The sequence below is a fragment of the Streptomyces sp. Z26 genome, from assembly GCF_003665095.1.
In the GTDB taxonomy this organism is placed as follows: Bacteria; Actinomycetota; Actinomycetes; order Streptomycetales; family Streptomycetaceae; genus Streptomyces; species Streptomyces phytohabitans.
On the sequence record NZ_RCHV01000002.1, the window covers coordinates 5,628,313 to 5,648,628 of the forward strand.

The 20,316-nt window shown below is 76.2% G+C and carries 21 protein-coding genes; 12 read left to right on the plus strand and 9 right to left on the minus strand.

What is annotated here, in order from left to right:
- Positions 1-73: 73 nt before the first annotated feature.
- From D7M15_RS24350 to D7M15_RS24365, 4 genes are all read right to left on the minus strand, one after another.
- A complete protein-coding gene (locus D7M15_RS24350; RefSeq protein WP_121519462.1) occupies positions 74-790 on the minus strand; it encodes a phosphoadenylyl-sulfate reductase in 717 nt (238 codons plus the stop codon).
- Positions 787-987 (minus strand): hypothetical protein, encoded by a 201-nt coding sequence (locus tag D7M15_RS24355; RefSeq protein ID WP_121519463.1) that lies wholly within the window; start codon positions 985-987, stop codon positions 787-789. The genes D7M15_RS24350 and D7M15_RS24355 overlap by 4 nt, the downstream gene beginning before the upstream one ends.
- Complete coding sequence (locus D7M15_RS24360; protein WP_121519464.1) at positions 984-2,681, minus strand: nitrite/sulfite reductase; 1,698 nt, start codon at positions 2,679-2,681, stop codon at positions 984-986. The genes D7M15_RS24355 and D7M15_RS24360 overlap by 4 nt, the downstream gene beginning before the upstream one ends.
- 453 nt (positions 2,682-3,134) lie before the next feature.
- Entirely contained in the window at positions 3,135-3,755 is a 621-nt protein-coding gene (locus D7M15_RS24365) for a GNAT family N-acetyltransferase (protein WP_121519465.1), read from the minus strand.
- 297 nt (positions 3,756-4,052) lie between these two features.
- On the opposite strand from D7M15_RS24365, the gene D7M15_RS24370 reads away from it, so the two are divergent.
- The 9 genes from D7M15_RS24370 (at position 4,053) to D7M15_RS24405 (ending at position 12,647) form a co-directional block, all read left to right on the plus strand.
- Positions 4,053-5,018 carry a carbohydrate kinase gene (locus D7M15_RS24370; RefSeq protein WP_121519466.1) on the plus strand — a complete coding sequence of 322 codons (966 nt, stop codon included), beginning with the start codon at positions 4,053-4,055 and terminating at the stop codon, positions 5,016-5,018.
- A gap of 191 nt (positions 5,019-5,209) precedes the next feature.
- The gene (locus tag D7M15_RS24375; RefSeq protein ID WP_121521318.1) at positions 5,210-6,292 is read left to right on the plus strand and encodes a YihY/virulence factor BrkB family protein; all 1,083 of its coding nucleotides are present in this window, start codon (positions 5,210-5,212) and stop codon (positions 6,290-6,292) included.
- A gap of 107 nt (positions 6,293-6,399) precedes the next feature.
- Positions 6,400-7,818 carry an MFS transporter gene (locus D7M15_RS24380; RefSeq protein WP_240649456.1) on the plus strand — a complete coding sequence of 473 codons (1,419 nt, stop codon included), beginning with the start codon at positions 6,400-6,402 and terminating at the stop codon, positions 7,816-7,818.
- A 22-nt stretch (positions 7,819-7,840) separates the two neighbouring features.
- On the plus strand, positions 7,841-8,470 hold the full coding sequence (locus tag D7M15_RS24385) for a helix-turn-helix domain-containing protein (protein WP_121519467.1): 630 nt from the start codon (positions 7,841-7,843) through the stop codon (positions 8,468-8,470).
- A 123-nt stretch (positions 8,471-8,593) separates the two neighbouring features.
- Positions 8,594-8,743: a hypothetical protein gene (locus tag D7M15_RS28620; RefSeq protein ID WP_165906325.1), complete on the plus strand. Its 150-nt coding sequence runs from the start codon at positions 8,594-8,596 to the stop codon at positions 8,741-8,743.
- Positions 8,744-8,835: 92 nt separating this feature from the next.
- The gene (rsgA, locus tag D7M15_RS24390) at positions 8,836-10,041 is read left to right on the plus strand and encodes a ribosome small subunit-dependent GTPase A (protein WP_121519468.1); all 1,206 of its coding nucleotides are present in this window, start codon (positions 8,836-8,838) and stop codon (positions 10,039-10,041) included.
- A gap of 25 nt (positions 10,042-10,066) precedes the next feature.
- Positions 10,067-10,669 carry an AAA family ATPase gene (locus D7M15_RS24395; protein WP_121519469.1) on the plus strand — a complete coding sequence of 201 codons (603 nt, stop codon included), beginning with the start codon at positions 10,067-10,069 and terminating at the stop codon, positions 10,667-10,669.
- Positions 10,670-10,791: 122 nt separating this feature from the next.
- A complete protein-coding gene (locus D7M15_RS24400) occupies positions 10,792-11,358 on the plus strand; it encodes a hypothetical protein (protein ID WP_121521322.1) in 567 nt (188 codons plus the stop codon).
- A 170-nt stretch (positions 11,359-11,528) separates the two neighbouring features.
- Entirely contained in the window at positions 11,529-12,647 is a 1,119-nt protein-coding gene (locus tag D7M15_RS24405; protein WP_121519470.1) for an MFS transporter, read from the plus strand.
- A gap of 38 nt (positions 12,648-12,685) precedes the next feature.
- On the opposite strand, the gene D7M15_RS24410 is transcribed toward D7M15_RS24405, so the two are convergent.
- The 3 genes from D7M15_RS24410 to D7M15_RS24420 form a co-directional block, all read right to left on the minus strand.
- Positions 12,686-13,096 (minus strand): PGPGW domain-containing protein, encoded by a 411-nt coding sequence (locus tag D7M15_RS24410; RefSeq protein ID WP_121519471.1) that lies wholly within the window; start codon positions 13,094-13,096, stop codon positions 12,686-12,688.
- Between the two features lie 5 nt (positions 13,097-13,101).
- A complete protein-coding gene (locus tag D7M15_RS24415; protein WP_121519472.1) occupies positions 13,102-13,335 on the minus strand; it encodes a hypothetical protein in 234 nt (77 codons plus the stop codon).
- Positions 13,336-13,482: 147 nt separating this feature from the next.
- Positions 13,483-14,061 (minus strand): metallophosphoesterase, encoded by a 579-nt coding sequence (locus tag D7M15_RS24420; RefSeq protein WP_121519473.1) that lies wholly within the window; start codon positions 14,059-14,061, stop codon positions 13,483-13,485.
- Between the two features lie 121 nt (positions 14,062-14,182).
- Here D7M15_RS24420 and D7M15_RS24425 point away from each other — a divergent pair, with 121 nt between their 5' ends.
- Together D7M15_RS24425 and D7M15_RS24430 are read left to right on the plus strand one after the other, a co-directional pair.
- Positions 14,183-15,748 carry an AlkA N-terminal domain-containing protein gene (locus D7M15_RS24425; protein WP_121519474.1) on the plus strand — a complete coding sequence of 522 codons (1,566 nt, stop codon included), beginning with the start codon at positions 14,183-14,185 and terminating at the stop codon, positions 15,746-15,748.
- Between the two features lie 68 nt (positions 15,749-15,816).
- Positions 15,817-16,296 (plus strand): methylated-DNA--[protein]-cysteine S-methyltransferase, encoded by a 480-nt coding sequence (locus D7M15_RS24430; RefSeq protein ID WP_121519475.1) that lies wholly within the window; start codon positions 15,817-15,819, stop codon positions 16,294-16,296.
- Positions 16,297-16,330: 34 nt separating this feature from the next.
- On the opposite strand, the gene D7M15_RS24435 is transcribed toward D7M15_RS24430, so the two are convergent.
- The gene (locus D7M15_RS24435; RefSeq protein WP_121519476.1) at positions 16,331-16,720 is read right to left on the minus strand and encodes a PPOX class F420-dependent oxidoreductase; all 390 of its coding nucleotides are present in this window, start codon (positions 16,718-16,720) and stop codon (positions 16,331-16,333) included.
- Between the two features lie 163 nt (positions 16,721-16,883).
- Here D7M15_RS24435 and D7M15_RS29215 point away from each other — a divergent pair, with 163 nt between their 5' ends.
- Complete coding sequence (locus tag D7M15_RS29215; RefSeq protein WP_240649457.1) at positions 16,884-19,070, plus strand: protein phosphatase 2C domain-containing protein; 2,187 nt, start codon at positions 16,884-16,886, stop codon at positions 19,068-19,070.
- Between the two features lie 84 nt (positions 19,071-19,154).
- Here D7M15_RS29215 and D7M15_RS24450 read toward each other — a convergent pair whose 3' ends face one another.
- Positions 19,155-20,267: a DUF2637 domain-containing protein gene (locus tag D7M15_RS24450; protein WP_121519477.1), complete on the minus strand. Its 1,113-nt coding sequence runs from the start codon at positions 20,265-20,267 to the stop codon at positions 19,155-19,157.
- Between the last annotated feature and the right edge of the window lie 49 nt (positions 20,268-20,316).

Sequence of the window (20,316 nt, forward strand, 5' to 3'; positions counted from 1 at the left end):
ATCCGCTGCTCCCCATGTCCCTGCTGCGTCCTCCCGCCGCGGCCCCGGGGGCCGCCCGCTCCCACGCGCGTCCTCAGAGGTGCAGCCCGCACTCGTTCTTGCCGAAGCCCGCCCAGCGCCCCGCGCGCGCGTCCTCGCCGTCCCGTACGCGACGGGTGCACGGCGCGCAGCCGATCGAGGCGTAACCGTCGGACAGCAGCGGGTTGGTGAGGACGCCGTGCTCCGCGACGTACGCGTCCACGTCGGCCTGCGTCCAGCGCGCGATCGGCGCGATCTTCACCTTCTGCCGCCGCTCGTCCCAGCCGACGACCGGGGTGAGGGAACGGGCCGGGGACTCGTCACGGCGCAGTCCGGTGGCCCAGGCGTCGTACGCCCCCAGGCCCTCCTCCAGCGGCTCGACCTTGCGCATGGCGCAGCACAGGTCCGGGTTGCGTCCGTGCAGCCGGGGCCCGTACTGCGCGTCCTGCTCGGCCACGCTCTGCCGCGGGGTCAGGGTGATCACCTCGACGTCCATCACCGCTGCCACCGCGTCCCGGGTGCCGATGGTCTCCGGGAAGTGGTAGCCGGTGTCGAGGAACAGCACGTGGACGCCGGGCAGCGCGCGCGAGGCCAGGTGCGCGACCACCGCGTCCTCCATGGACGAGGTGACGCAGAAGCGCTTACCGAACGTGTCCGCCGCCCAGCGCAGCACCTCCGACGCGGGCGCGTCCTCCAACTCCCGGCCCGCCGCGAGGGCGAGCCGACGGTGGTGCGCGGCGGATGTCTCCTGGGATTCCTGAACGGTCGTCATGGGGTGGTGCCCCCTTCGCTGCCGGGTGCCTCGCGCCGCAGGCCCTTGGCCAGCAGCCCGAGGAAGGAGAGGGTGAACGCGCGGTTGCAGGACGCGCACTCCCACGGGGAGCCGCCCCGCGGGGCCTCCGCCTCGGAGGGACGCAGGTCCTCGTCACCGCAGTACGGGCAGTAGAACGGCGCGGCGCGCTCGGTCACTTGAGCGCCCCTTCGTCCGCGCGTGCCGCCCACTGCGCGAACCGTTCGCCGTCCGTGCGCTGTTCCTGGAAGGCGCGCAGCACGCGCTCGACGTAGTCGGGGAGTTCGTCGGCGGTGACCTTCAGGCCGCGGACCTTGCGGCCGAAGCCGGGCTCCATGCCGAGGGAGCCGCCCAGGTGCACCTGGTAGCCCTCGACCTGCTCGCCGGAGCCGTCGGTGACCAACTGCCCCTTGAGGCCGATGTCCGCGACCTGGATACGGGCGCAGGAGTTGGGGCAGCCGTTGACGTTGATGGTGACCGGCTCGTCGAACTCCGGGAGCCGCTGCTCCAGTTCGTCGATCAGGTCCATGCCGCGCTGCTTGGTCTCGACGATCGCCAGCTTGCAGAACTCCAGCCCGGTGCAGGCCATCGTGCCCCGCCGGAAGGCGGACGGCGCGCTGCTCAGACCGAGCGCCGACAGGCCCTCGCGCAGCGACGCGACCTCCTCCTCCGGGACGTCGAGGACCAGCATCTTCTGCTCGACGGTCGTACGGACCCGCCCGGAGCCGTGCGCCTCGGCCAGGTCCGCGATCTTGCCGAGCGTCGCACCGTCCACGCGGCCCACGCGCGGCGCGAAGCCCACGTAGAACCGGCCGTCGCGCTGCTCGTGCACGCCCACGTGGTCCCGCCAGCGCTGGAGCGGCTGGTCGGGGGCGGGGCCGTCGTCGAGCGTACGGAGCAGGTACTCGCTCTCCAGCACCCGCCGGAACTTCTCCGGGCCCCAGTCCGCCACCAGGAACTTCAGCCGGGCGCGGGTGCGCAGCCGCCGGTAGCCGTAGTCGCGGAAGATCGAGACGACGCCCTCGTGGACGTCGGCCACGTCCTCCAACGGCACCCAGGCGCCCAGCCGTACGCCGATCTTCGGGTTCGTCGACAGGCCGCCGCCGACCCACACGTCGAACCCCGGGCCCAGCTCGGGGTGTTCGACGCCGACGAACGCCACGTCGTTGATCTCGTGCGCCACGTCCAGCAGCGGCGAACCGGAGACGGCCGTCTTGAACTTCCGCGGCAGGTTCGAGTACGCCTTGTTGCCGACGATCCGGCGGGTGATCTCGTCGACGGCGGGCGTGCCGTCGATGATCTCGTCCTTGGCGATACCGGCCACCGGCGAGCCGAGGACGACGCGCGGGGTGTCGCCGCACGCCTCGGTCGTGGACAGGCCGACGCCCTCCAGCCGCCGCCAGATCTCCGGCACGTCCTCGATCCGGATCCAGTGGAACTGCACGTTCTGCCGGTTGGTGATGTCGGCCGTCCCGCGCGCGAACTCCTGCGAGATCTCCCCGATCACCCGCAGTTGACGCGTCGTGAGCGCGCCGCCGTCGATCCGTACGCGCATCATGAAGAACTCGTCGTCCAGCTCCTCCGGCTCCAGCACGGCCGTCTTGCCGCCGCTGATCCCGGGCTTGCGCTGGGTGTAGAGGCCCCACCACCGCATCCGGCCGCGCAGGTCGGCGCCGTCGATCGAGTCGAAATCGCCGTGTGCGTAGATCGTCTCGATGCGTGTCCGTACGTTGAGACCGTCGTCGTCCTTCTTGGTCTGCTCGTTGCCGTTGAGCGGGGTGAAGTGCCCGGCGGCCCACTGGCCCTCACCGCGGTGGCGGCTCACCTTGCGGCGGGGCCGTTCGGCGGCGGGAGTCTGGGGGGAGTCGGCCATGGCGGATACGTCCTTCGGCTCCGGGACTGACGGTGGCGGGAGAGCTGCCGCTCCGGGCCGCGAGGTACGGACGGCGGGGTGGCCGAGGCCGTACCAGGGCAGCACGCGTGACCTGCGGACACATGACGCACGGGGGCGACGCGGGCAGGGGCGCGACAGGTTCTCGGAAGAGCACGGGCCCACACCGATGGGGGCGGCTCAGGGGGACGGCGGTGCTGGGACTGTCAGCCCGCCGGACACATCGCGCTGGACATGCGTCCGAGGTCGACGTGGCGTCGACTCACCAGGGCGATTCCAGCTCGGGACATGGGTGAAAGCCTGACACGGTGCTCCGTGGCCAGTCCACCACAATCCATCATATGGACATCTCGGTCCCGTATGCCGGGATGGTGCCGGAGTGGTACGCCGCCGACCTCGGGCTTCGTGCTCCGGGCTTCGTGCTCCGGCGCCGCGTCAGTACGCCCCGGGCCACGGACCGGGCGGCGCGGTCGAGGGCTCCTCGGCCGTGGTGGTGGCGTGGAGCCGGAAGCCGCGCCGCCGGTAGTTCGCCAGCGCGTGCGGCCCGTCCTTGCTGCACGTGTGCACCCACACCCGGCCCGTCGCCGTACGGCCGTCCCACCGCGTGGCCAGGTCCCAGGCGCGCGCCGTGCCGTACGACAGCAGGTGCGCGCCGACGCGGCGGCCGCGGAAGGCGGGGAGCAGGCCGAAGTAGCTGATCTCGACCGCTCCGTCGACCGCGCCGGCACCCGCGTCCCCGTCCCCGTTCCCGTCCGCGCCGTCGCCCGAGCCGTCCAGTTCGATGAACCCGGCGGGCGTCCCGCGGTCGTACGCCACCCACGTCTCGACGCCGGGCCGTTCCAGGAAGGCGCGCCACCGCGCGTGGTCCCAGCCGAGCCGGTCCGTCCAGGTGACGTCGCCGCCGACGGCCGTGTAGAGGAACCGGCTGAACTCCGGGCTGGGCACCTCGGCGCGGATGATCCGTATGGCGGACAGGGTGTCCGGGATGTGGGCGGGTACGAGATCCGCCGGGGACCGCTGCTCCAGCCACCACGTGGTGACGCCGACCGTCGACATGGCGGCAGTGTAGGACTCCCGCCCGGCGGCCCGGCGCGGACCGTACGACCGCGCGCGCGTGCCCGCTTCCCGTGCCCCGCGTGCCCGAGTGCTGCGAGGGTCCCCGGACGCGTTGACTTCGGGAAACGGGCCTGCTGAACTCGGCGGGGACCTCTGTGCCCGCGCCCGTACGGGCCCCTGTCCGCACCCCGGACCACGTGTCCGCCGGGCCGTCCGCGGCACCACCGCGGCACCTGGACCACCGCACCACCGCACGACCCGCACCACCGCACCGACGCCCGCAGCTGAAAGGCCGCCATGACCGCTCCCTCCGCCGCCCCCGTCGCCGTGCTCGGTGAATGCGTGGCCGACGCCTTCGTCACCCCGGCGCCCGCGAGCACGCCCCCGGGTACGGCCGCCCTGGGACTCGAAGCGCTGCCAGGCGGCGGTCCGGCGAACACGGCCGTGGCCCTCTCCCGGCTCGGCACCCCCACGCGCTTCCTCGCGCGCCTCTCCGCCGACGTCTTCGGCCGCCTCTTCCGCGAGCACCTCGACAAGTCGGGCGTCGACCTCGGCGCGACGGTCACCGCCCGCGAGTCCAGCACCCTGGCCGTGGCCGACCTCGACGACGAGGGCCGCGCGGACTACTCCTTCTACGCCGAGGGCGCCGCCGACTGGCAGTGGACCCCCGAGGAGCTGGCCGAGGCCGCCCGCGCACCGGTCTCCTGCCTGCACACCGGCTCGCTGGCGCTCGTCCGCCCGCCCGGCGGCGCGCACGTCGAGGACCTGCTCGCGGACGTACGGCAGCGGGCCACCGTCTCCCTCGACCCGAACGTGCGCCCCCTGCTCGTCGACCCCGCCGACTACCGCGCGCGCCTCCCGCACTGGTGCGCCGCCGCCGACATCCTGCGCCTGTCGGACGACGACCTCGCCCACCTCCGTCCCGGTGAGACGCCCGAGGCCGCCGCCGACTTCTTCCACGGCCACGGGACGCGGCTCGTCGTGATCACCCTCGGTGCCGAGGGCGTGTTCGCCTCCCTCGACGGGAAGCGGCTGCGCGTACCGGCGCCGCGCGTCGACGTGGTGGACACGGTCGGCGCGGGCGACTCGTTCATGGCGGGCTTCCTGCACGCGCTGCACCGCGACGGCGTCCTCGGCGGCCGCCTCGACGGGCTCGGCACGGACGGGGTGGAGGCCGCGCTGGCCCTCGGTACGCGGGTGGCGGCGGCCGTCTGCGCCGTACGCGGCGCCAACCCGCCCTGGCAGCACGAACTGGAGGCGTGACCAGCGCCCGCCGTCCCGCCCCGTCACCCGTCCTCGCCCCCCGCCCCGTCCTCCGGGGCGGGGGGTGCGTGGCGTACGGGTGCGCCCGTGGCGGCTAGTTTGGGGAAGTGCGAGCAGCCCACGAATCCCCCGAGCAACCGTCCGGCGCGGTCCCGGCACCCCCACCGCCGGGAAAGCGCTCCTCGGACGCCCTGCGCCGGGCCCGCGCCGTCTACCGGAACGTGCCCAAACGCAAACTCGCGTGGCTGCTGCTCAAGGACACCGTCAACTCCTGCCTGGAGCACCGGGTGGTGGGGCTGGCCGCCGAGGCGGCCTTCTTCACGCTGATCTCCATCCCGCCGCTGCTGCTCGGCATGGTCGGGATGCTCGGCTACCTCGACGCCTGGTTCGGTCTCGACACGATCGACTCGATCCGGCGCAACTTCCTCGACGCCGCGCAGGCCGTCCTCTCCGACCGGGGCGTCGACGAGATCGCCCGCCCGCTCATCGACGACGTGACCGAGGGCGGACGGCCCGACGTGATCTCGCTCGGCTTCGCCCTCGCCCTGTGGTCCGGGTCCCGCGCGGTGAACGTCTTCATCGACACCATCACCGTCATGTACGGGCTCGACGGCCACCGCGGCATCGTCGCGACCCGGCTGCTGGCCTTCGCGCTGTACGTGGCGGCGCTCGTCATCGGCCTCGTCGCCTTCCCGCTGATGGTGGCGGGCCCCGACGCGGCCGTACGGCTGCTGCCGGAGACCGAGCGGCTGGTGCAGACGTTCTACTGGCCGGTGGTGCTGATCCTGTCGATCGTCTTCCTGACGACGCTGTACCACGTGTCCGTCCCCGTGCGGTCGCCCTGGCGCGAGGACGTGCCGGGCGCGCTCGTCGCGCTGGTGATGTGGGTCGTCGGCAGCTTCCTGCTGCGCGTCTACCTCACGAACACCGTGGAGGGCCCGACGATCTACGGTTCCCTCGCCGCCCCCGTCGCCGTCCTGCTGTGGATCGGGATCTCCGCGTTCGCCGTACTCGTCGGGGCCGCCGTGAACGCCGCCATCGACCACGTCTGGCCGTCCGTCGCCACGGCCGCCGCGCGCCGCGCCACCGAGCGGGCGCGCGAGGAGGTCGCGGCGGAGGTCGTCGCGGCGGCGGCCGCGCGGCGCGCGATGCGCGACGCGGAGGGCGAGGGGAACGAGGTCCCGCCCGCGGAGTTCCCGGAGCGCTGGACCCGCTTCCTGCCGCCCGGCGACGTACGGGCGCGGCTGAGGGCTCGGGCGCGCGACCGCGAGTGAGGCGCGGGCAGGACGCGGGCGGGCGGGGTGCGGCGGCGGGCCGTCGCGCGAGGCAGCGTCAAATAGTTGTTTGACGGTCGCCGCTCCCGCGCCGCACACTCGCCTCCGTGACCCCTGACCCTGACCCGGGCCCGGCCGACCCCGGCTCCGCCCCGGCACCCTCCGGCGGCCCGCCGCGTCACCCGCTGCGCGGGCTGCTGCGCCACCGCGCGTTCCTGCACCTCGGAGTGGGCCGCTGCCTGACCTACTTCGCCAACGCCATGGCGCCCCTCGCGCTCGCCTTCGCCGTCCTCGACCTCGGCGGCTCCGCCGTGGAGGTCGGCCTCGTCGTCGGCGCGCGCTCCCTCGCCAACGCCGCGCTGCTCCTCCTCGGCGGCCTCCTCGCGGACCGGCTGCCGCGCGCCGTCGTCCTCCAGGGCGCGAGCCTCGCCGCCGCGCTGGCCCAGGGCGCCGTCGCCGCGACGCTGCTCCTCGACGTCGCCACCCTGCCCGTGCTGGTGCTGCTCAGCGTCGTGAACGGCGCCGTCTCCGCCGTCTCCGTCCCGGCCGCCGCCGCGCTGCTCCCGCAGACGGTGCCGCCGGGCGAGCTGCGCGCGGCCAACGCGCTGGCCCGCATGGGCCTCAACGGCGGCATCATCGCGGGCGCCTCCCTCGGCGGCGCGCTCACCGCCGTCGTCGACCCCGGCTGGGGCCTCGCCTGCAACGCCGTCACCTTCGTCGCCGCCTCGGCCGCGTACCGCGCGACGGCCCGCGCCCTCCCCGCCCCCGCGCGCCCGGCCCCCGCCGCGGCGGCCGTGGACGGGGCGGAGTCCGTACGGGCGCGGTCGTGGCGGGAGATGCGCGAGGGCTGGACGGAGTTCACGTCCCGTACGTGGGTGTGGGTCGTCGTGTCGCAGTTCTTCGTCGTCAACGCGGTCTCCGCGGGCGGCATCCAGGTCCTCGGCCCGACCGTCGCCGACAGCACCTTCGGCCGTACGGCGTGGGGCTTCGTCCTGGCCACGCAGATGGCCGGGGCGTTGGTGGGCGGCGTCGTCGTGGCCCGGACACGGGCGCGGCACATGCTGCGGATCGGCGTCGCGGTGGTGGCGCTCGACGCGCTGCCGCTGGTCGCGCTCGCCCAGTCGTCGGACGTGGCGCTCCTGATGGCGGCGATGTTCGTGAACGGTGTCGCGATCGAGCAGTTCTGCGTGGCCTGGGACCTGTCGCTCCAGGAGAACATCCCGCAGGACCGCCTCGCGCGCGTCTACTCGTACGACGCCCTCGGTTCGATGCTCGCGCTGCCCGTGGGGGAGATGCTGGTGGGCCCGTTGTCCGAACGGGTCGGGGTGCGCCCGACGCTGCTCGGCGGTGTCGCGCTGGTCGCGGCGGTGACGGCGGCGGCGCTGTGCAGCAGGGACGTACGGGCGCTGACGACCGGCTCCGGGACGGTGGCGGCGTCGGGGGCCGGTCCCGGCGCCGCGACCGGCCCCGGCAAGGGGGACCCGTCCGCCGAGGGACCGGAGGCGACCGCCTTTGACCGGATTTGATCAGCCCCCGCATACTGAGCCGATGCCCGCCGCCTCCCGCCCGCCGCGTACCCGCGACGACGCCGCCGACGACGTGGTCGGGCTCCGCGTCCTCGCCCACCCCCTGCGGCTGCGCCTGCTGTCGCTGCTGACGGGCCGCGCGTACAGCGCCGCCGAGGCCGCGCGGGAACTGGACCAGACCCAGGCCAACGTCAGCTACCACCTGCGCAGGCTCCGTAACGCCGGACTCGTCGACCTCGTCGAGGAGGTGGGCGTGCGCGGCGGCACCGCCAAGCGCTACCGGCACGACCCCGGGAGCGGCGACCGGCTCGCCCCCGGCGGCCCCGCCGCGTACCCGGCCGTCGCCGCCGCCCTCGCGGAGGAGCTCCGCCGCCGGGCCGCCGACCGCGTACCGGACAGCGAGGGCGCCCTCACCGATGCCGAACTGTGGCTCGACCCCGCCGACTGGCACGGCATCCGGGCGCGGGCGCGGGCCCTCGGGGAGGAGCTGCACGCGGCGGCCCGCGCGCCGGAGGCGGCCCTCGCGGACGCGGTACGGGTGAGCGCCACGGTCGTGCTGTTCGAGATGGTCGCGGACGGCCACGGCGGGGCGCGTCCCGCCGGTGCGCCGGAGCACGCCGCTTCACCGGAGCACGAGGGGCCCGCGGAATAACCGCTGGCGTGCCGTACGGCGCCCCGCCTACGCTGCCGTGAGGCGCGCCGGGCGACGGCGCGACCGCCCGTACGGCGCACCGCGCGTACGGGGCACGAGGACGTGTGGAGGGAGGTGCGGACCGTGACGACGACGACTGTCGTCGCCGTGGACGCCGCCGACGTGCGGCGCTCCGCCGACGCGACCACCACCGGGCACCGCACCACGGCGCGGAAGCCCGCCGAGCGTAAGCCCGCTCCCCACCACCTCCCGTGGTCCCCGGCTGACGCCTGACCCCTCGCGACGCACCGCGCCGACCCGCGCCCGCGCCCGAGCCGGTCCGCGCGCGTACGGCGGGGGACCGCCCTCCCGAAGGGTCCTCCCGTATGCGTGAGTCCGCCGCACCGCACGGCCGCTCCGACACCACCCGCACCACCCGCACCCCCGGGGCCGGCCCGGCCTCCGGCACCACCACCGATCCCGACGCCGCCCTGGCCGCGTACGGCTGGGACACCCACTTCGCCGACGCCTTCGCCCCGTACCGCACCGGCCCGGCGCCCGACACCGGCAGCGGGCGCGCCCTCCGGCCCGCCCGCGTCGTACGTGTCGACCGCGGGCGCTGCGACGCCGTCACCGCGCACGGCCCCGTACGCGCCGCCACCGCCGACGTGGCCACGGCCGACCCGACGCGCGCCCTGTGCACGGGCGACTGGGTCGTGCTGGCCACCGACGCGGCGGGCGGGCACCGGGTACGGGCGGTGCTCCCGCGCCGTACCGCCTTCGTACGGTCCACCTCCTCCCAGCGCACCGAGGGGCAGGTGCTCGCCGCCAACGTCGACCACACCCTGATCGCCGTCTCCCTCGCCGTCGAACCGGACCTCGGCCGCGTGGAGCGGTTCGTGTCGCTCGCGTGGGCGGGCGGCGCGCAGCCGCTCGTCGTCCTCACCAAGGCCGACCTGGTGCCGGACCCGGACACGCTCGACCAACTCCTCGCGGACACCGAGGAGTCGGCGCCCGGCGTCCAGGTGCTCGCCGTCAGCGCCGAGACCGGGGAGGGCGTGGACGTGCTGGCCGCCGTGCTGACGGCGGGTACGACCGCGCTGCTCGGCCAGTCCGGCGCGGGCAAGTCGACGCTCGCCAACGCCCTGGTGGGGCGCGACGCGCAGGAGGTGCGGCGGACCCGGAACAGCGACGGCAAGGGCCGCCACACCACGACCACCCGCGACCTGCTGCCGCTGCCGGGCGGCGGCGTGCTGATCGACACCCCCGGCCTGCGCGGCGTCGGCCTGTGGGACGCCGACGAGGGGGTCGGCCGGGCGTTCTCCGACATCGAGGCACTGGCCGCTGACTGCCGCTTCCACGACTGCGCCCACGACACCGAACCGGGCTGCGCCGTCCTCGCCGCCGTCGACGAGGGCGCGCTGCCCCACCGCAGGCTCGACAGCTACCGCAAGCTGCTCCGCGAGAACGCCCGCCTCGCCGCCCGTACGGACGCCCGGCTACGGGCCGAACGGAAGCAGGAGTTCAAGCGGCGGCAGGCGCTGGGGCGGCACATGACGGAGCGGAAGCGGGGTGCGGGCGGCAGGCCGTAGAAGCGGGCACCGGTAGCGTGGGCCCATGCTGATCTGGATCAACGGCCCCTTCGGGGGCGGGAAGACGCACACCGCCTGCGAACTGCGTCGGCGGCTCCCGGGCAGTGTCGTCTCCGACCCCGAACAGCTCGGCATGGGCCTGCACCGGATGCTCCCGCCGCACGCGCGCGACGACTTCCAGGAGTACGCCGCGTGGCGGCACGGCGTGCGCGAGATGCTGGACGTGGCGCTGCGGCGGCACCGGCACGGGCCGGTCATCGTGCCCATGACGGTCGTCGACCCGGTCTGCTTCGCGGACACCGTCGGTCGGCTCCGGGCCGACGGCCACGACGTGCGTCACGTCGCGCTCCTCGCGGAACGGGAGACCGTGCACCGCCGCCTGCGCGGCCGGGGACTCGCGGGGCTGCGCGACGAGGGGTGGGCGAGGGAACGGGTGGACCGGTGCCTGGAGGCGCTGGCGCGGCCGGAGTTCGCCGAGCACGTCGTCACGGACGGGCGGTCCGTACGGGAGGTCGCCGAGGCCGTCGCGGAGTCGGCGGGCCTGGGGCTGGCGCCGAGCGGGGACGGCAGGGTGCGGCGGGGGCTGCGGCGGGCGCGGGTGACGTTGCGGCACGTACGGCTCGGCTGAGGCGAACGGTGAGCGCTACGGACGGCAGGGACGGCAGGGACGGTACGGGCGCCGCGCGCGGTACGGGTGGGGCTCCCGGTGCCGCGCGGTCCGGCGGTGCCTTCGGGCCGCGGCAGTTCCAACTGGTCCTGCTGCGCCGCATGGCCGACTTCCAGCCCGACCGCGTCGAGGCCGCCCTGCGCGAACTCGGCGCCGCGCGCGCCGACCTGCGCGACGCCCACCGCCGCTGGCAGGCCATGCTGCGCTCGCCGCGCGGCCGGGGCGCCGCCGCCCGCTACCGTTCCGTGCTCGGCCCGCCCGAGGCCGTCGTGCCGCGCCGCGTCGGCGACCTCGACTGCGAGGCGCTGACCTGGCGCATGCCGCTCTGGCCCGACCTGCGGTTCGAGGTGATGTGCGCGAGGGGCGGCGGCCCCGTCTGGAACGAGTGGCTGGTACGCGCCCCGGACGCGCCCGCGCCCCCGCTCCGTACGGTCGAGGACCTGGTCCCCTGGTCCTGCACCGTGGACGAGGTCGCCCGCGCCCACGCCCCCGCCCGCCCGCTGGAGGGCTCCGCTCCGACGCGCTGGGGGCTGGAGTTCCACGCGCCGGACGCCGAGGGGCGGCGGCACCGGGTCGTGGCCGAGTTCACGTGGGGGCTGCTCCAACGCCTGCCGGACGTACGGCCGTCGCCCGACGCGCCCGAGGCCTGACGCCCGACGCCCGACGCCCGACGCCCGACGTGCGGTCCCTCCCGTACGGGAACGCCCGGCGGTAGCCTGGGCGGATGACGCGACGACGACATTGATCCACCCCCACGGCGAGGCTGGCGCGCACGCTTTACGCCTCCGCCTTCCTGGAGGACCTGGTCCTCCTCTACCCGGTGTACGCGCTGCTGTTCGCGGACGCCGGGCTCTCCGCCGCGCAGATCTCCTCGCTGTTCGCCCTCTGGTCGGCCACGTCGGTCGCCCTGGAGGTGCCGTCCGGGCTGTGGGCGGACCGCTGTTCGCGCCGCCGCCTGCTGGTGCTCGCGCCGCTGGTGACCGGCACGGGGTTCGCGCTGTGGACGTTCTGGCCGTCGTACGGCTCGTTCGCGGCGGGCTTCGTGCTGTGGGGCGCGGGCGGTTCGCTGCGGTCCGGCACCGTACAGGCGCTGGTCTACGAGGAGTTGGCGCGCGTCGGTGACACGGCCGCGTACGCGCGGCTCGCCGGTCGCGCGCGGAGCGCGGGCACGTCGGCGGAGATGGCGGCGACGGCGCTCGCCGCCCCGGTCGTCGCCGCGGGCGGGCACCGCGCGGCGGGCGTCGCCAGCGTGCTGGTGTGCGTGGCGGGTGCGGCGGTGGCGCTCCGCTTCCCGGAGCGGCGCGCACTCCCCGGCCGCGCCGGTGCCGTACCGCCCGACGCGGAGTCGCCCGACCCGGAGCCGCCCGGCGTCGAACCGGCTCCCGGCATGCGGCGGTTGCTCCGTGCGGGCCTGGCCGAGGTGCGTGGCTCGCGCGCCGCCTCGCGCGCGCTGCTCCTCGCGTCGGTGCTGGCGGGGCTGCTGGCGTACGAGGAGTACGTGCCGCTGCTCGCCGTCTCCACCGGCGCGGCCGACGCCACCGTGCCGCTGCTGCTCCTCGCCGTCTCCACGGGCGCCCTGGTCGGCGGCTGGTACGCGGGCCGGGGCGCGCGCCTGCTGGCGCCGGGCCTCGCGGCGGCCGCCTGCGCGCTCGCCTGCGGCGCGCTGAGCGGCCATCCGGCCGGGCTGCTGCTGGTCGGCGCCGCGTACGGGCTGGGGAACTGGGCGGAGGCCACGGCCGAGGCCCGGCTCCAGGACCGGCTCACCGACCGTACGCGCGCCACCGTCGGCTCCCTGGCGGGGCTGGGCGCGGAGGCCGTCTCGGTGCTGGTGTTCGCCGGCTACGCGCTCGGCTCGGCCTGGTCGCCGCCGGGGCCGCTGCTCGCGCTGGTGGCGGTCGCGTACCTGGCCCTGGCGTGGGCGCTGCGGCGCCGGGCGTGAGCGGCGGGGGACCCGGCGCAGGACCGCCCCGCCGCCCGTCACGGGGAACGGCGGCGGGCCCGGGCGTTGCGGTGGCTCCACCACAGCAGGCCCAGCAGGATGCACCCGGAGAGGATCAGGCCAGCGCCGGTCGCCCAGCCGCCGAGCGGCAGTTCGGGCCGTACGCCCCACACGACGCCCGCCGCGAGGAGCGCCAGCCCGGCGAGTACGGAGCCCGCGATCCGCAGGGGCGTGGCGACGCTCTCCTCGGCGGCGCGCAGGGCGCGGGCCCGCGCCGGTTCCACGTGCCGTTCCAGCGCGGGCACCTCGCGGGCGAGCAGCACCAGGCCCGCGAACACGAGCAGCAGACCCGGTCCCGGCAGCACCAGCAGGGCGACCCCGACGAGCAGCAGGACCGTGCCCGCCGTCAGGACGACCAGCCGCCGGACCGAACCGCGGAGTACGGGCACGGGGGTCAGGCGTGGTCGACGAGTTCGCCGCGGCCCTTCATGCGGGCGCAGTGGGCGCAGCAGAAGAACTCGCCCGCCGCCTCCAGCCCGTGCCCGAGAATGCGGCACTGGCAGTTGTCGCAGATGGGCGCGAGCCGGTGGGCGGCGCACTCCAGGCTGTCGAAGACGTGCACGGCGCCCGCCGTGCGTACCTCGAAGGACATCGCGTAGTCGTTGTTGCAGACCTCGCACACGGCCATGGCGGAACCACTTCTCTCTGGCGGGGATGGGGGATGTGCGCGTCCGGGCACCCGCGGCACACCGCCGCGGAACTCCCGTACGCCGGGGCCCAGGAGACCCCACGGGCCGTACGGCCGCCGCCGCGCCGGGCCGACGCCCCGGCCCGATCACCCGTCCGGTCGAGACCCGGTCCGGCGGCGTACGGGGCGGTCGCCGTCGCCCGTACGGGCGCCCGCACGGGACGTCGCGCGCGGCGGCAGACGGTGCAGCCGGACGTCGGCCAGCCGGGTACCCCGCGCCTCCGCCGTCATGTACGTGCAGTACGGCTCCCGCCGACGGTCCGTCGGGGAGCCCGGGTTGAGCAGCCGGAGGCCGTTCGCGGCCGTCGTGTCCCAGGGGATGTGGCTGTGCCCGAAGACGAGCACGTCGGCGTCCGGGAAGCGGTCGGCGCAACGCTCCTCGCGCTCCCGCGCCGCCCCGGTCTCGTGCACGACGGCGAACCGGACGCCGCCCAGCTCCGCGTACGCCACCTCGGGCAGCCGCGCGCGCAGCTCCGGGCCGTCGTTGTTGCCGTGGACCGCGACGAGGCGGTGGGCGCGCGCCGTGAGCAGGTCGAGGGTGGCGGTGTCGACCCAGTCGCCCGCGTGGATGACGGCGTCGGCCTCGTCGACGCGGGCGAGGAGTTCGTCGGGCAGGGCGCGGGCCCGGCGCGGGAGGTGGGTGTCGGACGTCAGCAGCAGGCGCACGGCTCCACCGTACGAGCCGGGCGCGCGGGCGGGTCGCGTACGGGCCGCGCGCGCCGGGGGCACGGTCATGTCCGATTCCCGCCAGTGGCGGGGTCGGCGCGGGCGCACACTGGAGGGCGTGATGACCGAAGACAGCAGGTACGAGGCCGTACGCAGCCGGGACGCGCGCTTCGACGGCGTGTTCTTCCTCGGCGTGACGACCACCGGGATCTACTGCCGTCCCAGTTGCCCTGCGGTCACCCCGAAACGCGCCCACGTCCGCTACTACGCGACCGCCGCCGGAGCCCAGGGCGCGGGCTTCCGCGCCTGCCGCCGCTGCCGCCCCGACGCGGTGCCCGGCTCCCCGGAGTGGGACGTACGGGCCGACGTCGTCGGACGTGCCATGCGCATGATCGCCGACGGTGTCGTCGACCGCGAGGGCGTCGCCGGGCTCGCGTCCCGGCTCGGCTACAGCGCCCGCCAGGTCCAGCGCCAGCTGACCGCCGAGGTCGGCGCCGGGCCGGTCGCGCTCGCCCGCGCCCAGCGCGCGCACACCGCGCGCGTGCTGCTCCAGACGACGCCGCTGGCGGTCACGGAGATCGCGTTCGCGGCCGGGTTCGCGAGCGTGCGGCAGTTCAACGACACCGTGCGGGAGATCTACGCGACGACCCCGAGCGGGCTGCGCGCCGCCCGCCGCGGCGGACTCGGCTCGGCGGGGCCGCCCGTACCGCTCACGCCCGACGGCGTCGGAGCGGGGGCGCCCGCCGCCGGGGTGCCGCTGCGGCTGGCGTACCGCGGGCCGTACGACACCGCCCGCCTCTTCGACTTCCTCGAACGGCGCGCGGTCACCGGAGTGGAGGAGGTACGGCATGCCGCGCGCGGGCGCACGTACCGGCGGACGCTGTCCCTCACGCACGCCCCCGGCGTCGTCGAGGTCGACGAGCGCGCCCGGGGCACCGCGACCGGCGGACACGGCTGGCTCGAAGCCCGGCTGCGCCTCGCGGACCTGCGGGACCTGACGACCGCCGTGCGGCGCGTACGGCGCCTGTTCGACCTGGACGCCGACCCGTACGCCGTCGCGGAACGGCTCGCGGGCGACCCGCTGCTCGGCCACCTGGTGGCCGCCGCCCCCGGACTGCGCTCGCCGGGCGCCGCCGACCCGCACGAACTCGCCGTACGCGCCGTCCTCGGGCAGCAGGTCACCGTGGGGGCCGCGCGCGGGTTGGCGGGGACGCTCGTCGCCGCGTACGGGAAGCCGCTGGCCGCGCCCGACGGCGCGCTCACGCACCTGTTCCCGGCGGCGGACACGCTCGCGGACGCGGCGTTCGGCGAACTCGGCATGCCGGGGAGCCGCAAGCGGACCCTGCGCACCGTCTGCGCCGCGCTCGCCGACGGCACCGTCGTCCTCGACCCCGGCGCCGACCGGGAGGAGGCCGAACGCGGGCTGCGCGCCCTGACCGGCATCGGCCCGTGGACCGCCGGATACGTGCGGATGCGCGCCCTCGGGGACCCGGACGTGTTCCTCCCCGGCGACGCGGGCGTACGGCACGGCCTCGCCGCCGTCGGCGCGGACGCGCGGCACGCGGACGGCTGGCGGCCGTGGCGCTCGTACGCGCTGCACCACCTCTGGAACGCCGCCGGGCCGCCCGCGCCGCCGCCCGCCGGGCCGTCCGGTGCGGGCAACAGGCCGCGCACGCCGCGCGGTTGAGCCACCGACCGCGCAACCCACCCCCCCCGGTGCCCGCCGTGGCGCACCGACGACGAGGAGACCCACCGATGCTCTACACCACCCACCCCAGCCCCCTCGGCGAACTGCTCCTCGCCGGGCCCGAACCCCGCGCCCTCGCGTCCGTCACCGTGCCCGGCCAGAAGGGCGGCGCCACGGTGCGCCCGGACTGGCGCCGGGACGACACCGCGTTCGCGGCCGCCGCGGAACAGTTCGACGCGTACTTCGCGGGCGAACTCAAGGAGTTCGACCTGCGGTTGGCCACCAGCGGCTCCGACTTCCGCGAGCGGGTGTGGGCGGCGCTGGACGAGATCCCGTACGGCGCGACCGTCACGTACGGGCGGCTGGCGGCCATGGCGGGCGTCGACCCGCGCGCCGTACGGGCGGTGGGCGGCGCCGTCGGCGCCAACCCGCTCACCGTCGTCCACCCCTGCCACCGCGTCATCGGCGCCAACGGCTCGCTCACCGGCTACGCGGGCGGCCTCGACCGCAAGCGGCGGCTGCTCACCCTGGAGGGCGCGCTGCTGTGAGGCGCCCCTCCCGACCGCCCCGGCGGGTCCCGCGTCAGGCGTCGTCGAGGCTCCAGCTGTGTATCCAACGGGGGTGGACCCGGATCACCTCCTCGCTGAAGTGGGCGCCCAACCCGTGCGGCCCGGTGAGCAGTTCGGCCTCGCCGCGTATCTCCACACCCCGTACGCGCCACGGGGACACGCTCACGACGTCGTCCACGACGAGCGCCAGCCGCGGGTTGGTCTGGAGGTTGCGCCACTTCTTCGTGGTGCCCATGGCGTAGCCGCCGATCAGGAGGGTGCCGTCGTCCTGCGGGAAGTAGCCGACCGGGTTCGCCTGCGGCCGCCCGTCGGGGTCCACCGTCGCGAGCCGCCCCAGGGGCTGTGTGGCGAGATAGGCGCGTTCAGCCGTGGTGAACGCCCTGTTGCGTGAGATGTCGGTCATGCGCCCAGCGTCACATCTCCGGAGCGTGAACGCACCGGCTCACGGTGGTACGTACGGTGCGCACGGTGCGTACGCGGTGCGCGCACCGGCCGTGCGGTCGGCCCCACGGAGCGGGAATCGGCGGTCGGGGAGTCCGCGCGGGCGCCTTCGGGACAATGGGCGCATGAGCGATGAGGGGGAGCGGCCCGGTCCGCGACGCACGCACCAACAGGGCGACTGGTGGTCGGAGTTGTACGACGCGGAGACCCCGGACACCGGGCGCGCGTCGACGGGGGACACGCTCGACGACCGCTTCGCCTCGGTGACCCGCACGGTCGGCGGCGCGGGCCCGCGCGGCGCCGAACCGCCGCGACGGGAGCCCCGTTCCGCCTCCCGGAGCGACACCGACACCGTCTACGACCGTGAGGCCGACGACGGTGGCGTCTTCGACCGCGAGGCGGGCACCGACACCGTCTACGACCGCGAGGCGGGCACCGACACCGTCTACGACCGTGAGGCGGACGAGGGCGAGGTCGACGACCGCGGCGGTGCGGGCCGCGCCGGTTCGGAGCCCAGGGGCCGGGGCGCGGAGGAGCGGTCCGCGGCGGAGCCCGCGCCGCCGCCCGCGTCGGAGTGGGAGTGGTTCCGCGAGGGCGACGGAGGGCGCGAGCCCCGGGAGTCGTCCGGGCCGGAGCCCGAGGCCGGTACGGGACGCCCGCCCGTACGCGTACCCGCCGCGCGCCGCGAGCCGGAGCGGCCCGAGCCCGAGCGCCCCGAACCGCCGCGCGCGGCCCCGCCCGCCGTACCCCCGCCCGCCCCGAGGCCCGCCTCGGCCGCGCCGTCCGCTCCGCCCTCCGCGCCGTCCTGGCCCGCCGCGCCCGTACCGCCGCCCGCCGAGGGCGACGGTGTCGCGGACCCCCGTACGGGACGGCCGCAGGACGGGCCGGTGGCGCCGGGCCGGTTCGCCTGGCAGGGCGGGAGCACCGGCGGGAACGGCTGGGTGACGGCGGACGAGGCGCGCGACGTGCCCGTACCGGACGCCGTACCGCCCGCAGACCCGCGCCGGGAGCCGGAACCGGACCCCGAACCGGAGCCTGTGGACCGCCCCGAGTCGCCCGCGGAGGAGACCACCAGGTTGCGCCGGTTCGCCTGGGAGCCCGGTGGAACGCTGGGCGGGAACGACGAGTCGGCCCCCGAGTGGTCCGGCACGGGCGGCGGGTCCGTGCCCCCGCCCGTACCGGCCGACGCCCCCGCCGCCGCCCTACCGGAACCGGAACCGGAACCGGACGGAGCGCCCGGCCCGGACGCCACCGCCGCCCAACCGCCCACCCCCGGCGGGCCGTCGGCGCCCGCCCCCGACGCCGAAGGCACCCCCGACATGCTTCCGCCCACCGTCTGCCCGCCGCGGCCCGACCCCGTGGAGCCGTGGACGCGGCGCGCCGAGCCCGGCGAGCCGTGGGCCGCCGACCCCACCGCGCTGTCCGACCTGGTGCCCGACACCGAGCTGGACGGCGCGCGGCACGGCCCGCTCGCCGTCCGCGCCGCCTCCCTGCGCGGCGACCTCGCGCGCGAGCGCGGCGAGCCGCGCGGCGACGCGATGCTCGTCGCCCGCTTCGGCGCGGGGGACAACGCGCTGCTGCTCGTCGCCGTCGCCACCGGCGCGGGCCCCGCGCCCGGCGCGCACCGCGCGGCCCGCGAGGCGTGCCACTCCATCGGTGAGGCGATCGGCCGCAGCCACGCGCGGCTCGCGGAGGACGTCAGGGCGGGGCAGAAGGCCGCGCTCAAGTCCGGGCTCAAACGGCTCATCGACCGCAGTCACGGTCGGCTGCGCGCCCAGGCGGCGGCACTCGGCCTGGAGCCCGGCGAGCACAGCTCCGACCTGCGCTGCCTGCTGCTCCCGGCCGATCCCGACTGCCGTACGCGCGTGTTCTTCGGCATCGGCTCCGGCGGCCTCTTCCGGCTGCGCGACGGCGTCTGGCAGGACATCGAGCCGCGGGTCCCGGGCGGCCCCCCGCCGGGGCTGGCGCCCGGCCCGGAGGCTTCGGTCCCGCCCCTGCCGGACCCGCGTCCGACGATGAACCTCGGCATCACCCGGCGCGAGGCGCGCGCCCGCCAGGAGGAGGCCGAGCCGGAGCCGTTCCGGTTCCGCGCCTCGGTCGCCCGGCCCGGTGACACGCTGCTGCTGTGCAGCGCCGGCCTCGCCGAACCCCTGCGCGCCTCCTCGCACTTCGCGGACCGGCTCGCCGCCCGCTGGGGGCAGGAGCCCGGCGCCCCGGACCTGGCCGCGTTCCTGGTGGAGGTCCAGCAGGGGGGCGCGGACGACGACGGGTACGGCGAGGACCGTACGGCCGCCGCGGTCTGGGAGGCGTAGACCACCCCACGCGCGGACGCCCGTACGCGGGGTGCGTACGGGCGTCCGGTGCTTCGGGGCGCGGGCCCGGTCGGGCCGATGGGCTCAGCCGAACTGCCGCTCGATCTGGGCCAGTTTCTCCTCCAGCGAGTCGAGCCGCGGGCTCGCCGGGTTCGCCAGGTCCTCGTCGCGGGTGTCCTGCCCGCCCTTCGGCTCCTTCCCGCGCGCGTCGTGCCCGCGCGTGCCGTGGTCGTCCGGCCCGGCCTGGAGCGCGGGCCGCGCGCTCCCGCCGCCCGCCTGCTGCGCACCGGCCGCCGCCACGCCGCCCGCCGGTGCGGGCAGGCTCGTGGCCAACTCCCGTTCGACGGCCACCGTCGGCGCGCCGCGCCCCCGGTGCCAGAGCCGCGCCTGCCGGTGCTGCCGGTGCAGCGCCTTGATCCGGGCGCGTTCCAACTTGTCGTGGTCCCGCCGCCGTTGGCGTTCGTCCTCGCGTCGCCGCCGGTCCTCGCGGACCTCGTCGACGGCCTCGTCCAGCGTCCGTACGCCCTCCAGCAGCATCAGCGACCAGGCGCGGTACGTCTCACGCGGCGCGCGCAGCCACCGTACGATCCGGATCTGCGGCAACGGGCGGGGCACCAGGCCCTGTTCGCGGAGCGCGGCCCGCCGGGTCTGCTTGAGCGCGCGGTCGAAGAGGATGGCCGCCGACAGCGACATCCCGGCGAAGAACTGCGGTGCTCCCGCGTGTTCGTCGCCCCGGGGCGCGTGCACCCAGTTGAACCAGGCGGCCGCCGCAGCGAACGCCCAGACCAGCAGCCGCGATCCGAGCGACGCGTCGCCGTGGCTCGCCTCGCGCACGGCGATGACTGCGGAGAACATCGCCGCGCCGTCCAGCCCGAACGGGACCAGGTACTCCCAGCCGCCGGACAGGTTGAGGTTCTGCCGCCCGAAGCCGACGAGGCCGTGGAACGACAGGGCCGCGGCGACCCCCGCGCAGCAGAAGAGGAGGACGTAGGAGGCCATGGCGTAGACCCCCTCCTTACGGCGGCGGCGCTCCTCCATGCGCTCCCAGGAGTCGGTCTGCGCGCCGCCCTGCTCACCGCTGCCCCCGCCGCCCCGCCCGCCGCGTCCGCGCGCCAGCACGACGACGGCCACCAGGGCGAACACGAGCAGTACGGCGCTCGGCAGCACCCAGTTCAGGGGTATGTCCGTCATTGTCATGGGGGATGTCCCTTGCCCTTGCGTCGGTGTCGCGGAGCATCCTGACGGA

Bases quoted from the DNA above. Each gene is read 5' to 3' on its own strand.
- D7M15_RS24415 (WP_121519472.1), bottom strand. From the start codon at position 13,335: ATGGCCGTGTGCGAGGTCTGCAACAACGACTACGCGATGTCCTTCGAG.
- D7M15_RS24395 (WP_121519469.1), top strand. From the start codon at position 10,067: ATGCTGATCTGGATCAACGGCCCCTTCGGGGGCGGGAAGACGCACACC.
- D7M15_RS24360 (WP_121519464.1), bottom strand. From the start codon at position 2,681: ATGGCCGACTCCCCCCAGACTCCCGCCGCCGAACGGCCCCGCCGCAAG.
- D7M15_RS24385 (WP_121519467.1), top strand. From the start codon at position 7,841: ATGCCCGCCGCCTCCCGCCCGCCGCGTACCCGCGACGACGCCGCCGAC.
- D7M15_RS24435 (WP_121519476.1), bottom strand. From the start codon at position 16,720: ATGACCGACATCTCACGCAACAGGGCGTTCACCACGGCTGAACGCGCC.
- rsgA (WP_121519468.1), top strand. From the start codon at position 8,836: ATGCGTGAGTCCGCCGCACCGCACGGCCGCTCCGACACCACCCGCACC.
- D7M15_RS24365 (WP_121519465.1), bottom strand. From the start codon at position 3,755: ATGTCGACGGTCGGCGTCACCACGTGGTGGCTGGAGCAGCGGTCCCCG.
- D7M15_RS24350 (WP_121519462.1), bottom strand. From the start codon at position 790: ATGACGACCGTTCAGGAATCCCAGGAGACATCCGCCGCGCACCACCGT.
- D7M15_RS24430 (WP_121519475.1), top strand. From the start codon at position 15,817: ATGCTCTACACCACCCACCCCAGCCCCCTCGGCGAACTGCTCCTCGCC.
- D7M15_RS29215 (WP_240649457.1), top strand. From the start codon at position 16,884: ATGAGCGATGAGGGGGAGCGGCCCGGTCCGCGACGCACGCACCAACAG.
- D7M15_RS24450 (WP_121519477.1), bottom strand. From the start codon at position 20,267: ATGACAATGACGGACATACCCCTGAACTGGGTGCTGCCGAGCGCCGTA.
- D7M15_RS24425 (WP_121519474.1), top strand. From the start codon at position 14,183: ATGACCGAAGACAGCAGGTACGAGGCCGTACGCAGCCGGGACGCGCGC.
- D7M15_RS24370 (WP_121519466.1), top strand. From the start codon at position 4,053: ATGACCGCTCCCTCCGCCGCCCCCGTCGCCGTGCTCGGTGAATGCGTG.